Annotated in this window: 12 protein-coding genes; all 12 read right to left on the bottom strand. The window is 60.5% G+C overall.

The window, feature by feature from the left end:
• Positions 1 to 6: 6 nt before the first annotated feature.
• Positions 7 to 741 carry an amino acid ABC transporter ATP-binding protein gene (locus tag HU773_RS02600; RefSeq protein WP_057958061.1) on the bottom strand — a complete coding sequence of 245 codons (735 nt, stop codon included), beginning with the start codon at positions 739 to 741 and terminating at the stop codon, positions 7 to 9.
• The gene (locus HU773_RS02595; protein ID WP_186625134.1) at positions 734 to 1,693 is read right to left on the bottom strand and encodes an amino acid ABC transporter permease; all 960 of its coding nucleotides are present in this window, start codon (positions 1,691 to 1,693) and stop codon (positions 734 to 736) included. The genes HU773_RS02600 and HU773_RS02595 overlap by 8 nt, the downstream gene beginning before the upstream one ends.
• Before the next feature lie 123 nt (positions 1,694 to 1,816).
• A complete protein-coding gene (locus HU773_RS02590) occupies positions 1,817 to 2,614 on the bottom strand; it encodes a transporter substrate-binding domain-containing protein (RefSeq protein WP_057958059.1) in 798 nt (265 codons plus the stop codon).
• Positions 2,615 to 2,835: 221 nt separating this feature from the next.
• Positions 2,836 to 3,636 carry a transporter substrate-binding domain-containing protein gene (locus tag HU773_RS02585; protein ID WP_186625132.1) on the bottom strand — a complete coding sequence of 267 codons (801 nt, stop codon included), beginning with the start codon at positions 3,634 to 3,636 and terminating at the stop codon, positions 2,836 to 2,838.
• A 229-nt stretch (positions 3,637 to 3,865) separates the two neighbouring features.
• On the bottom strand, positions 3,866 to 6,436 hold the full coding sequence (mdoH, locus tag HU773_RS02580) for a glucans biosynthesis glucosyltransferase MdoH (RefSeq protein WP_186625130.1): 2,571 nt from the start codon (positions 6,434 to 6,436) through the stop codon (positions 3,866 to 3,868).
• The gene (locus tag HU773_RS02575) at positions 6,429 to 8,156 is read right to left on the bottom strand and encodes a glucan biosynthesis protein G (RefSeq protein ID WP_217883915.1); all 1,728 of its coding nucleotides are present in this window, start codon (positions 8,154 to 8,156) and stop codon (positions 6,429 to 6,431) included. The genes mdoH and HU773_RS02575 overlap by 8 nt, the downstream gene beginning before the upstream one ends.
• A gap of 266 nt (positions 8,157 to 8,422) precedes the next feature.
• On the bottom strand, positions 8,423 to 8,860 hold the full coding sequence (dtd, locus tag HU773_RS02570; protein ID WP_057958057.1) for a D-aminoacyl-tRNA deacylase: 438 nt from the start codon (positions 8,858 to 8,860) through the stop codon (positions 8,423 to 8,425).
• A complete protein-coding gene (gene pip, locus HU773_RS02565) occupies positions 8,857 to 9,828 on the bottom strand; it encodes a prolyl aminopeptidase (RefSeq protein ID WP_186625125.1) in 972 nt (323 codons plus the stop codon). The genes dtd and pip overlap by 4 nt, the downstream gene beginning before the upstream one ends.
• Positions 9,829 to 10,166: 338 nt before the next feature.
• Positions 10,167 to 10,535: a hypothetical protein gene (locus HU773_RS02560; protein ID WP_128593011.1), complete on the bottom strand. Its 369-nt coding sequence runs from the start codon at positions 10,533 to 10,535 to the stop codon at positions 10,167 to 10,169.
• A gap of 7 nt (positions 10,536 to 10,542) precedes the next feature.
• Entirely contained in the window at positions 10,543 to 11,019 is a 477-nt protein-coding gene (locus HU773_RS02555; protein ID WP_186625123.1) for a hypothetical protein, read from the bottom strand.
• 98 nt (positions 11,020 to 11,117) lie between these two features.
• A complete protein-coding gene (gene hutG, locus HU773_RS02550) occupies positions 11,118 to 11,933 on the bottom strand; it encodes an N-formylglutamate deformylase (protein WP_057958054.1) in 816 nt (271 codons plus the stop codon).
• Positions 11,934 to 11,962: 29 nt separating this feature from the next.
• Positions 11,963 to 13,168, bottom strand: coding sequence for an imidazolonepropionase (gene hutI / locus HU773_RS02545; protein ID WP_186625121.1), 1,206 nt, complete (start codon positions 13,166 to 13,168; stop codon positions 11,963 to 11,965).
• Positions 13,169 to 13,170 lie beyond the last annotated feature (2 nt).

Here is a 13,170-nt window from a genome sequence, read left to right as displayed (position 1 = left end):
TGGCCTTTACAGAACCTGGCGCAAGAACGCTTGTGCCCGTGGGTCCTTCGGCGCATCGAAGAACTGCGCGGGCGCAGCATCTTCCAACAGTTTGCCGTGATCAAAAAACAGCACACGGTCCGCCACTTCCCGGGCAAAGCCCATTTCGTGGGTCACGCAGACCATGGTCATGCCTTCCAGGGCCAGGGTCTTCATGACGTCCAGCACTTCGCCGACCATTTCCGGGTCCAGCGCCGAGGTGGGCTCGTCAAACAGCATGACCTTGGGCTCCATGGCCAACGCCCGGGCAATCGCCACACGCTGTTGCTGGCCGCCGGAGAGCCGTGAAGGAAACTCGTTGGCTTTCTGCGCAATGCCGACCTTTTCCAACAAGGCCAGGGCCTTGGCCTCGCGCTCTTGCTTGCCGCGCTTGCGCACGACTTTCTGCGCCAGGCACAGGTTTTCCAGCACGGTCATGTGCGGGAACAGGTTGAAGTGCTGGAACACCATGCCGACTTCCCGGCGATAGGCGTTCACATCGGTCTTGGGGTCGGCCAGTTGCAGGCCGTCGATGCTCACCGAGCCCGAGTCGAACTCCTCCAGGCCGTTGAGGCAGCGCAGGAACGTCGATTTGCCGGAACCGGATGGACCGATCACCACCAGCACTTCGCCCTTGGCCACCTGGGTGGTGACGTGATCCACCGCGCGCACCACGTGCCCACGGGTGTCGAAGACTTTTACCAGATCGCGGACTTCAATCACTTTGGGCGAGCCTCCGCTCAAGCCGGCTGGCCATTTTCGACAGCGGCAGGTTGATCAGCAGGTACAGGCCTGCGACACAGAACAGGATTTCAAACGGCGAAAACGAGGTGGTGATGACTTCGCGGCCGCTTTTGAGCAGCTCGGTGATAGCGATCACCGACACCAGCGAGGTGTCCTTGACCAGGCTGATAAATTGCCCGGCCAACGGCGGCAGCACGCGCTTGAAGGCTTGCGGCAATACCACGTGGCGCATCGACTGGCTGGCACTCAGCCCCAGGGAACGGGCCGCTTCGCCCTGGCCACGGGCAATCGACTGCACGCCCGCGCGCACGATTTCCGCCACGTAGGCGCCGGTAAACAGCGACAGCGCGGCGATACCGGCGAACTCACGCGACAGGTTCAGCACCGTGCCGATAAAGAAGTAGAAAATGAAGATCTGTACCAATAGCGGCGTGCCTCGCACCACTTCGACGTAGATCGTCGACAGATCGCGCAAGGTCGGGTTATTCGACAACCGACACAAACCGGTCGCCAGGCCGATGAACAGGCCCAATACCCCCGAAACCAAGGACAGCCACAGGGTGGTCCACAAGCCCCACATCAACGGGCCCAACGCCCAATGCCGGGTCACACCGATCACATCGCCTTCGGCCACATCGTCGCCACGGGCTACTTGCAGGCTGTTTTCGGCCACCGTCAGGTGCTGCTCGGCACCTGCGTCGTTACGCAGGGTGACTTCAGCCACGTCGCCCTTGCGCACCAACTCGACCACCGTGGAAATATCCGCCGCGCGCTTGGACTCTTCGGCCTGGTAGGCAAAGTATTGCGGCACACGGTTCCAGCGCCATTCGTAGGACATCAGCGAGGTGGCGTAGTACAACGCGCCGGCCATGCCGACCAGCACCAGCACGGTCAGCAGGTGCCAGGGCCATTGGGCTTTTTTCTGTTTCATTGCGAGTTCCGGGAGGTGTATCGGCTGTCAGGCCGCCATCGCGGGCAAGCCCGCTCCCACCTTGGAATGCACTCCAACTGTGGGGGCGGGCTTGCCCGCGATGGGCGCGACGCGGTTGCTAGCTTATTCCATGTCCTTGAGCCACTCGGAGCTCTTGAACCACTTGTCATGGATGCGATCGTAGGTGCCGTCGTGCTTGATCTGGTGCAGGAAGTTGTTGATGAAGTTGATGCTGTCGTAGTCGCCCTTCTTCAAGCCGAATGCCAGAGGCTCATAGGTGAAGGGTTCTTCGAGGTATACCAACTTGCCGTTGCCGACTTTTTTCTCGGCCACCACGTTGTACGGCGCGTCGTAGACAAAGGCATCGGCCTTGCCGTTGACCACGTCAAGCACACCTTCCTGCTCGTTGTCGTAGCCGTGGTACTTGGCCTTGGAGATCAGCTTCTTGGCCACCATCTCGCCGGTGGTGCCGAGCTTGGAGGTCAGACGGTACTTCTCGTCGTTCAGGTCTTTGTAGGACTTGATAGTGCCTTCCAGTTCCTTGCGGATCAGCAGGGTCTGGCCCACCACGATGAACGGTTCGCTGAAGTTCAGGCGCAGGTTGCGCTCCTGGGTCAGGGTCATGCCGCTGCCGATCATGTCGAACTTGCCGGTCAGGAACGCCGGGATGATCCCGTCGTAACCGGTGGAGACCAGTTCCAGCTTGACCCCCATGGACTTGGCCATTGCCTTGAGCAGGTCGACTTCAAAACCAATGATTTCGCCGCGTTTGTTGGTCATCTCGAACGGCATGTAGGTCGGATCCATGCCGACTTTCAAGGTGCCGCGCTTGACCGCTTCGTCAATCGCCCCGGCCTGGGCCGTATTGACCGCCAGCAGGGCCGTCACGCCGAGCATCAGCATCGAAAGATACTTTTTCATCACCAAGTCCCCTGACTCATTTTATTTTGATGCGAGCCCCAGCAGGGCTGCACTATTTCTTCGGGGAGCGATGCTAACCCACTCGCCCACTGGCACAAAGGTCTAGCCGGGATTTGTTGGCTGATATGACAGAAAAACCCTACAAAAACCCGGAGAAAGCGCAGTTAGAGGGCTTGCCCTACTGGGCGCCTCCCATGTGAGTATGTAAGCAGTTGTGACCGTCATTCGATCTCCGACAGCCAGTCCGTGTCCCGGAACCACTTGTCATGCAGCCGATCGTAGGTACCGTCCTGGGCAATCTGATTAAGGAAGTGATTGATCCAGTTCAGGCTGTCGTAGTCGCCCTTCTTCAGCCCAAACGCCAGGGGCTCGTAGGTGAAGGGTTGCTCCAGGGCCAGCAGTTTGCGGTTTTGCGGCTTGGCCAGGGCGATCAGGTTATAGGGCGCATCATGGATAAACGCATCAACCTCACCGCTGACCACCTGGCGTACGCCTTCCTCCGCCGTGGCAACACTCTGCAGCTGTGCAGCCCCCAGCAAGCGCCGCGCCGCCACTTCGCCCGTGGTGCCATCCGCCGCCGCAATCCGGTAGCCGGCTTCGTTCAAGTCTTCAATGCTGCTGACTTTGCCGGCCAGGCGCGGGTGAAGCAGCACGGTCTGGCCGACAATGATGAATGAATCACTGAAGTTGAGTTTGAGGTTGCGCTCCTGGGTCACGGTCATGCCGCTGCCGATCAGGTCGAACCGGCCGGCCAGCAGGCCCGGGATCAGTTCGGTATAAGCCACCGGAACCCATTCCAGCGTCACCCCCAGGGCTTTGCCCATTTCTTCGAGCAGGTCTGCTTCGAAGCCGATGACCCGCCCCTGTTTGTCAGTCATCTCGAAGGGCACATAGCTGGGATCCGTCCCCACCTTCAAGACCCCGCGCCGCACGGCCTCATCAATCGCGCCTGCGTGTGCCATCTGCAGCTGTACCAACGCGACAATGCCCAGCAGCAGCATCGACCAGTAACCCTTGATCATGAAAAGCCCCTTTTTCATTACACAGCCGCACACCGGGCGTTGCGGGTTTAGCGCAAACCAGAGGCGGTCGATTCAGATTTGGGGGGCGATGCTAACCCACCGGCAGGCAGGGCAATACGCCTTGAACCAGGGTCTTTTGTATCGAAGTTAGAAGGGTGAAGCAGAAGCGACGAGCGCTGTAGGAGAGGCGTATCAAGCGCCCCCGAGACCGGTCTCGGGGGCGTCTGAATCAGGCAGGTTGCGCCTGGGATGACAGCGGTTGCAGCGGCAGCAACGGCGCATGGGGGTCGGCCTTGACCGACTGGCGCCAGGCACCCAGCCATTCGGCATGCCCCTCGCTCCAGACTTGCTCATGCAGGCGTGCCAGGGCCACCGGGTCGCTGAGCAACGCCACGCGCTCGTTGTTGTTCAGGCCAGCAGGGCCGACTTTCAACGCATGCCGCACACGCTCGATACGCAGCCACTCGATCGGCTCTGCCTGACCATGTCGGGACGTTGCCAGGGCACAGGCCAGGGCATTCTGTTGCGGATCGACCACTGCCCGGATAAACCCGTCATTGAGTGCATGCCAACGGTTTTCGTGGGTATAGCGGTCGGTCGACAGCAGCGCCTGCGGCGGATTGTATTCCTCGGGGATCAGGAACAGGCTTTCGTCGCGGGACTTGAGGCCCAGATTGACCCGGCTGGAGATCACCGACACCGGGATCGACAGCATCAGCGAACCGACAATCGGCACCAGCCACCACAGGAAGCTGGGGTTCAACCACACCACCAACAGCGCCCAGAAGAAGCCCAGCAAGGTCTGCGGACCGTGGCGCTTGACCGCCTCGCTCCAGGGCGTGGAGTCGTCGTCACGTTGCGGCGAGTTCCAGGTCGCGGCCCAGCCGAGGAACGCAGCGAGCACGAAACGGGTGTGGAAAATCATCCGTACCGGCGCCAGCAGCATGGAGAACAACATCTCCAGGAGCATCGACAAGGTCACCTTGAACTTGCCACCGAACTCTTTCGCGCCCTTGGCCCAGATCAGGATGATGCTCAGCAATTTAGGCAGGAACAGCAGCACGATGGTGGTGGAGAACAGCGCCACCGCCTTGTCCGGATGCCATTGTGGCCACAGCGGGTACAACTGGCGCGGCGCCATGAAGTACTGCGGCTCCATCAGCGTGTTGACCGCCAGCAGGGCCGTGGACAGCACCAGGAACAGGAACCACAACGGTGCCGACAGGTACGACATCACGCCGGTGAGGAACACCGCACGGTGCACCGGGTGCATACCCTTGACCAGGAACAGGCGGAAGTTCATCAGGTTACCGTGGCACCAGCGACGGTCACGCTTGAGCTCGTCCAGCAGGTTGGGCGGCAGTTCTTCGTAGCTGCCCGGCAAGTCGTAGGCAATCCACACGCCCCAGCCGGCACGGCGCATCAGCGCAGCTTCAACGAAGTCGTGGGAAAGAATCGAACCGGCGAACGCACCTTTGCCGGGCAACGGCGCCAGGGCGCAGTGCTCGATAAACGGCTTCATGCGGATGATCGCGTTGTGGCCCCAGTAGTGGGATTCGCCCAACTGCCAGAAGTGCAGGCCGGCGGTGAACAGCGGGCCGTAGACGCGGGTGGCGAACTGCTGCATGCGTGCATACAGGGTGTCCATGCCCGAGGCACGTGGCGCGGTCTGGATGATCCCGGCGTCCGGCGTGGCTTCCATCAGGCGCACCAGGCTGGTCAGGCATTCGCCGCTCATCACGCTGTCGGCGTCGAGGACCACCATGTACTTGTAGTCACCGCCCCAGCGACGGCAGAAGTCGTCGAGGTTGCCGCTCTTGCGTTTGACGCGACGGCGACGGCGGCGATAGAAAATCTTGCCAAAACCACCGGCTTCGCGGCACACGTCGAGCCAGGCTTGCTGTTCGGCGATGCAGATATCGGCGTCGTTACTGTCACTGAGCACGAAGAAATCGAAGCGGTCCAGATCGCCAGTGGCAGCGACCGACTCAAAGGTCGCACGCAAGCCGGCAAACACCCGGGGCACGTCTTCGTTGCAGATCGGCATCACCAGCGCGGTACGGGCCTCTTTCGGGATCGGCTCGTCGCCGGCGCTTTTGCCGGAGATCCGGTACTTGTCGTGACCGGTAAGCAGTTCAAGGAAGCCCATCAGCGCGGTCCAGAAACCTGCCGAAACCCAGCAGAACAGAATCCCGAACATGATCAGGATGCTGGTTTGCAGGGCGTAGGGCAGGACCTGGGTAGCGGTTTGCAGCAGGGTCTGGTTGCGCACCTCGTCAAAGTCGACGAAGGACCAGCCCTGGTAAGGCATGATGCCTTTCATGTACCAGCCGGCCACAATCGTCTGGCCGAGCATCAGCACCAGCAGGATATAGCGGCGGATCGAACCGACCGTGCGCCAGCGCGCAGCCGGCAGCACGCGCTCGTCTTTCGGCGGCGCAGGAGGGTTGCTGCGGCCGGTCAACCGGCGCCAGCCACGCACCAGAATATTGGTGCGCCAAGGCTCGGGCACCACTTTGGTACGGCGGATCGGCGGCGTGGCCTTGAGGCAAACCCGACCGCTGGCGTCGAGCACCAGCATTTCGGCTTCCTCTAGCTCCTCGGCAGTGTTGAGGGTCAGCCGGCGGCCAACCGACGCCTGCGCGGCGTCCACCGGTGCGTCAAAGGTCGACGACGACAGGCGCTCGTGCAGTTCGGAGAAGGACTTGCAGCCCGCCAGTTCGGCGCGCTGCTCGTCGGTCATCGGAAGATGCGCCAGGTACTCGGCAAGAGTCTCTGGCTGGACTTGAGAATTACTCATCGGCAGGCAACTGATTGCTCCAGGTTTCGGTCAGGACTTGTTCTGTCTTGACTGGCTCCGGGGTGGCTGGGGCAGCTTCTGGCTGCTTGTCCTTGGCGTCTTTCTTGGCCTGTTTCTCGTGTTGCTTGGCCAAGACTTTGTCAGCCTTCAGGACTTGGGTGGAAGCCTGCTCTGGCTCAGGCTTGACGATATCCTGGACCAGGGCCGCACGCATTTCGGTCGGTTTGCCTGCATCCTTGATCTTCAAGCGCAGGGTCAGGCGCCAGCCTTTGGTGTGCGGGTTGTAGCGCACGCTGTTTTCCACGACTTCGCCGTTTTCGCCGACGCTGACCTGGCTGCGCACTGCTGCATCGGGCTTCAGGGCCTTGAGGGACGGGCCTTCGAAGTCCACCAGATAGGCCACGCTGCCGTCTGGCTGACGGATCAGGTTGGACTGTTTCACATCACCGGTAGAACGCAGGGTCTGCTTGACCCAGGCACTGTCCGGCGAGTGGAACGGTGCATCGTTGAGAGTCCAGTGCAGGCGGTAGGCGATATCCAGCGGCTCGCCGGGCTTAGGCAGTTCGGCCGGGCTCCAGAAGGCAACGATGTTGTCGTTGGTTTCATCGGCGGTCGGAATCTCTACCAGATCCACGGAACCCTTGCCCCAGTCGCCTTGCGGCTCGATCCAGGCGCTTGGGCGCTTGTCGTAGTTGTCGTCGAGGTCTTCGTACTGGCTGAAGTTGCGACCACGCTGCAACAGGCCGAAACCACGCGGGTTTTCTACCGAGAAGTTGCTGACCGACAGGTGTTTTGGGTTGTTCAGCGGGCGCCAGATCCACTCGCCGTTACCGGCCTGGATCGACAGGCCGCTGGAGTCGTGCAGTTCGCGACGGTAATTGAGCACTTTGGACGGCTGGTTGGCGCCGAACAGGAACATGCTGGTCAGCGGGGCAACGCCCAGCTTGCTGACATTGTCACGCAGGAACATCTGCGACTTGACGTCGACAATGGTGTCGGTGCCCGGACGCAGGATCAGGCGGTAGGCGCCGGTGGCCCGTGGCGAATCCAGCAAGGCGAAGATCACCAGGTGCTTGTCGCCCGGCTTTGGACGCTCGATCCAGAACTCGGTGAAACGCGGGAACTCTTCGCCGGACGGCAGCGCGGTATCAATCGCCATGCCACGGGCCGACAGGCCATAGACCTGGTCCTTGCCCACGACGCGGAAATAGCTGGCGCCGAGCATGGTCATGATTTCGTCTTGCTTGTCGTCCTTGTTGATCGGGTACAGCACGCGAAAGCCGGCATAACCCAGCTGATCGGTGGCTTTAGGATCAAACTTGACGTCGCCGAAATCGAAACGAGTCGGGTCGTACTTGATTTCCTGGACGTCGGTCGCGGTGACTTCGTTGATTTTCACCGGCGTGTCGAAGTGCATGCCCTGGTGATAGAAGGACAGCTTGAACGGGGTTTTCTGCTCGGCCCACTCGGCTTTTTCATTGCGGAAACGAATTTTCTGGTAATCAGCGAACTTCATTTCGCGGAATTCGTTCGGCAGATTGCTGCGTGGGGCTTCGTATTTCTGCCCGGCCAACTCTTTTGCCTTGGCCGACACATCGTCCAGACTGAATGCCCACAGTTGACCCGCGCCGAACAGGCAAAACAGGGCGGAGCCCGTCACCAGTGCGTTTCGTAACCGTTTGGCAGACAATTTTGGTGCATTACAGGGACTAACAATCACGAGCAACCCTCGCCGAAAACAGATCAAAAAACCAACGGCCAGCTATCTATATGCCAGGTTGGCGAGCATTGTTCCGACTCCGATGGGGCTAAATGATTCCCCAAGGGCGACCGGACAAGTCTCTACCTAAATCAAAACTGGACCAATTTACGCTGGTCCCCGTAGCGCGCGATTATCTAGTAGCCCGTGAGATAACGCAGCAGGGGCAACCAAGTATTTGTAGCGAAAACTTGCGTTTTGCGCATTAAAAGTCGTTTTTCATACAATCAGGTCTGTAACAGGAAGGTGACCGGCCCGTCATTGACCAAATGCACCTGCATATCCGCGCCAAAACGCCCCGACGCCACCGTGCCATGCAATTGTTGCGCTTGTGACAACAAGTGCTCGAAAAGCGCCTCGCCCAACGCCGGTGGCGCCGCTTTGGAGAAGCTCGGACGCAGGCCGCTCTTGGTGTCGGCCGCCAGGGTGAACTGGGACACCAGCAGCAAACCACCGCCAATGTCCTTCAACGACAGGTTCATCTTGCCCTCGTCGTCACTGAACACCCGGTAGTTAAGCAGCTTATGCAACAACTTGTCGGCACTGGCGGCGGTATCTGAAGGTTCAACGGCCACCAGTACCAGCAAACCCTGGTCTATCGCACCCACCACCTGCCCCGCCACCTCGACCCGGGCGCCACGCACCCGCTGCAAAAGGCCCTTCATGCTTCTTCAGGGGGCAGATCAAGCAGGCGTCGTGCCATCTGGCCCGCCGCACGCACCAGCGCATCGGTGATACCCGGCTCGGACGCCGCGTGGCCCGCCTCGCGGATCACCTGCAACTCACTGTTCGGCCAGGCCTGGTGCAACTCCCAGGCATTATCCAGCGGGCAGATCATATCGTAGCGGCCATGCACGATGATCCCCGGCAGATGGGCGATCTTGTGCATATCGCGAATCAGTTGGTTGGGCTCCAGGAACGAGTTATTGGTGAAGTAGTGGCACTCGATACGCGCAATCGACAAGGCGCGCTGGGGCTCGGAGAAGCGCTCGATCAGCTGCGGGCTGGGGCACAGGCCGAGCATGCGGCCTTCCCAGGTGGACCAGGCCTTGGCGGCATGCATCTGGGCGATCTGGTCATTGCCGGTCAGGCGCTTGTGGTAGGCGCTGATCATGTCGTGGCGCTCTTCCACCGGGATTGGCGCGATGTAGTCCTGCCAGTAGTCCGGGAACAGGCGGCTCGCGCCGGCCTGGTAGAACCACTGGATATCCTGGGGGCGGGCCAGGAAGATGCCGCGCACAATCAGGCCAAGCACGCGATCAGGGTGGGTTTGTGCATAGGCCAGGGCCAGGGTCGAGCCCCAGGAACCACCGAACAGCACCCATTTTTCAATCCCCAGGTGCTCGCGAATGCGCTCAAGGTCGGCAACCAGGTCCCAGGTGGTGTTGTTTTCCAGGCTGGCCCGCGGAGTGGAGCGCCCGCAGCCGCGCTGGTCAAAGGTGACGATGCGGTACAGGTTCGGATCGAAATAGCAGCGGCTATTGGCATCGCAGCCGGCGCCTGGACCGCCATGGATGAAGACCACGGGCAAACCTTGCGGGGAACCACTTTCGTCGACATACAGCGTGTGGGTTTCATCGACGGCCAGATCGTGCCGGACGTAGGGTTTGATCTGCGGGTACAAAGTCTGCATTGCGCGCTCCGTAAGGGGTCGGGTCCATCCCTGGGGGGACGTCTATTATTTTGCCGTCTGGCATCATAAACCCGAATTGTGCAATGAGCATGTCCTTGAGGACTTAGACCTGTGTCAGTGATCAGCCAGGAAGGTTCGCGCACCACGTGTGGGAGCGGGCTTGCTCGCGATAGCGGCGGATCAGTCGACATATTTGTGAACTGACAGACCGCCTTCGCGGCGATGCGGCGACCTGACAAGCCCGCTCCCACATTTCGCCCCCATTGTTTGATCTGGCGCTTACGACGTGAGGACGCCGCTGCATCCTGGAACGGTTGTGGATCCTTTGCGTCGTGTTATCAACACATCCTATTGAACAGCCGCTTTATGCCTCGCCACTGAGTACGCTTGAGGTTTTCATCCAGAAGCCGACAAACCCACAGCAAGAACTGGTGGTTGTTACAACCGAAGTAATGCTCTGAAAAACACAACTCATAATCAAACGGTGCTGCATTGCGCAGTCCACCAGGTGTCAGGTTATTACGCAGGTAGCCGTGAATTTCCCGCTTGAGTAGCAGGACACTGAGGCGGGAATGGGCGTCAACATAGCCTTGCACAATAGCCGGCAAGGAAAGAGGCACAATCGCAGGTTCTCCTTCCCTGCGCCACGCACCGACTTTCTCACCCACTTCGCTATACATGAAACCCGTTAAACGCTGATAAGCCATAACCGCCTCAGATAATCGGAAAGGCGGTCAGCACATAATTAAGCCTCATCCTGCCACCCTGAAAGGATGAGACTCGAAAAGCCGCGTAGAGGCTGGCGGTGGATAACGGCACGGCAAACTCACCAGCTAAACCAATCACCTGCCCTGTTGCAGGTGAGGCTCCCAAGCCAGCGGCTATCGCCTGACCGGATCTATAGGCGTACGACGCAGTTGTCTCGCCGCTGAGCAGTTGTGCGGTACCGGCAGCCAACTGATCAGAGGCGTGTACCCCCATGGCAACACAGCCCATCTTGCTGATCATCGTCGGCTCAGGTAATGCGCACAAAACACCTGCGCCCGCCAACTCGATGATCCCACCAACGACACGCAAACCGCCAAAAATTCGATTTGAGGCGATTTCAGCAGCGCTCAGGGATTGCTGTTCCAAAATCGCTGCCATCTGCGCATAACTTAAAACAACTCGAAATTCCTCTTCCTGAGACACCACCGTTGGCCCTTCCTGATCGCAGAGGCCCGCAGACTAACCAAACAACATAGATGTACTAAGGGTGGTAACCACATTAAGGAAATAACCTACTCAAGTTACGGAATAGGCCTTGAAGACAACTGCTTCTGGCCCCACGCCAAGAACCCTTCCAGCAACTGCCTCAACACCACCCGCGTCGGCTCGGCCAGATCCTGTCGATACCTGAACGGCTCAAACTCCTCCATATACGTGCACTGCCCCAACTCCAACTGCACCGCATGAATATCCTGCGCCGGGTTGCCGTAGTGCCGGGTGATATGCCCGCCCTTGAAACGCCCGTTCAGCACATGGCTGTAGTGCGGATGCGCCGCGCAGATGGCTTCCAACTGGCTGGCCAACTCGGGGTCGCAGGCGGCGCCATTGAAGGTGCCGAGGTTGAAGTCCGGCAGCTTGCCGTCGAACAGGTGTGGGATCACCGAGCGGATCGAGTGGGCGTCGAACAGCAGCGCGTAGCCGAATTCGGCCTTGAGCCGCGCCAGTTCCTGTTGCAGGGTCTGGTGATAAGGCGTCCAGATCTGCTCCAGATAGGTCGCCCGCTCCGCCTTCGACGGCTCCTTGCCTTCAATAAACAACGGCACGCCATCAAACAGCGTCGCGGGAAACAGGCCGGTGGTCGCCCCGGCATACAGCGGCTTGTCGTCCGACGGCCGGTTCAAGTCGATGACAAACCGCGAATACTCGGCCGCCAGGGTGCTGGCCCCCAGCTCTGCAGCAAAATCGTACAGCGTAGGGATATGCCAGTCGGTATCCGGCAGGCTTTGCGCCTCGGGGATCAGGCCCGCTGCAACCGCAGGCGTCAGGCGCAGGCCGGCGTGGGGCATGCTGATCAGCAGCGGTGTGCGGCCTTGTTTGAAGTTCAGAACCTTATCCACAGCAGTACTCCTTACTCACAAAGGCAACCTTACACATCGACGTCGACGCCATGGCGCACGACGCGTTTATCCAACTCGCCACCCAGCCAGTAGGCCAGGTCGGCGGGGCGGTCGATCTGCCAGGCGACAAAATCCGCGACCTTGCCCACTTCCAGCGAGCCATGGGTGTCGCCCATGCCCAACGCCGTGGCGGCATGCCGGGTAACACCGGCCAGGGTTTCTTCCGGGGTCATGCGGAACAAGGTGCAGGCCATGTTCAGCATCAGCCGCACGGACAAGGCCGGCGAGGTGCCGGGGTTGAGGTCGCTGGCAATGGCGATCTTCACCCCGTGCTTGCGCAAGGCGTCCATCGGCGGCAACTGGGTTTCGCGCAAAAAGTAAAACGCGCCCGGTAGCAACACGGCGACGGTGCCGGCGGCGGCCATGGCGATGGCGTCTTCTTCGGTCATGAACTCCAGGTGATCCGCCGACAGCGCCTGATACCGCGCCGCCAGGCTGGAGCCGTGCAGCGACGACAGTTGCTCGGCGTGCAACTTTACCGGCAACCCCAAGCGCTGCGCGACCTTGAACACGCGCTCTACCTGCTCGGTGGAAAACGCCAGGTATTCGCAGAACGCATCCACCGCATCCACCAACCCTTCTGCTGCCAGGGTCGGCAGCATCTCGTTGCAGATGTGCTCGATGTAGTCGTCGGCGCGATCCTTGTACTCCGGCGGCAACGCATGGGCCGCCAGGCACGTGGCGCGCACGCTGACGGGCAACTCCTGGCCCAGGCGCCGGGCCACCCGCAGCATCTTGCGCTCGTTGGCCAGATCCAGGCCGTAGCCGGACTTGATCTCCACCGTGGTCACGCCATCGCGCAGCAAACTGCGCAGGCGCTTGCGGCTGCTGTCGAACAGCTCGTCCTCGGTCGCCGCACGCGTGGCGCGTACGGTGCTGGCAATGCCGCCGCCGGCCGCCGCGATCTCGGCGTAGCTCACGCCTTGCAGGCGCTGCTCGAATTCGCCGCTGCGGTTGCCGCCAAATACCGTGTGGGTATGGCAGTCGATCAGCCCCGGCGTGACCCACGCCCCTTGCAAGTCATGGGTCTGCGCGTAGTCGCCAGGCGGCAGCTCGGCACGTGGGCCGATCCACTCGATCAGCGAACCGGCGGTGACCATGGCGCCATCCTCGATGATCGAGTACTCGCCCCGGGCCATGGTTGCGATGTGACAGTGTTGCCAAAGCGTTTTCATCA

The sequence above is a fragment of the Pseudomonas shahriarae genome, from assembly GCF_014268455.2.
GTDB classification, from domain to species: Bacteria; Pseudomonadota; Gammaproteobacteria; order Pseudomonadales; family Pseudomonadaceae; genus Aquipseudomonas; species Aquipseudomonas shahriarae.
The sequence above is the reverse complement of the archived record's forward strand: the minus strand, read 5'-3'. Positions and strand labels throughout refer to the sequence as shown.

Coding starts and splice junctions, on each gene's coding strand:
- HU773_RS02595 (WP_186625134.1), bottom strand. CDS start 1,693: ATGAAACAGAAAAAAGCCCAATGGCCCTGGCACCTGCTGACCGTGCTG.
- HU773_RS02590 (WP_057958059.1), bottom strand. CDS start 2,614: ATGAAAAAGTATCTTTCGATGCTGATGCTCGGCGTGACGGCCCTGCTG.
- HU773_RS02585 (WP_186625132.1), bottom strand. CDS start 3,636: ATGATCAAGGGTTACTGGTCGATGCTGCTGCTGGGCATTGTCGCGTTG.
- mdoH (WP_186625130.1), bottom strand. CDS start 6,436: ATGAGTAATTCTCAAGTCCAGCCAGAGACTCTTGCCGAGTACCTGGCG.
- dtd (WP_057958057.1), bottom strand. CDS start 8,860: ATGAAGGGCCTTTTGCAGCGGGTGCGTGGCGCCCGGGTCGAGGTGGCG.
- pip (WP_186625125.1), bottom strand. CDS start 9,828: ATGCAGACTTTGTACCCGCAGATCAAACCCTACGTCCGGCACGATCTG.
- HU773_RS02560 (WP_128593011.1), bottom strand. CDS start 10,535: ATGGCTTATCAGCGTTTAACGGGTTTCATGTATAGCGAAGTGGGTGAG.
- hutI (WP_186625121.1), bottom strand. CDS start 13,168: ATGAAAACGCTTTGGCAACACTGTCACATCGCAACCATGGCCCGGGGC.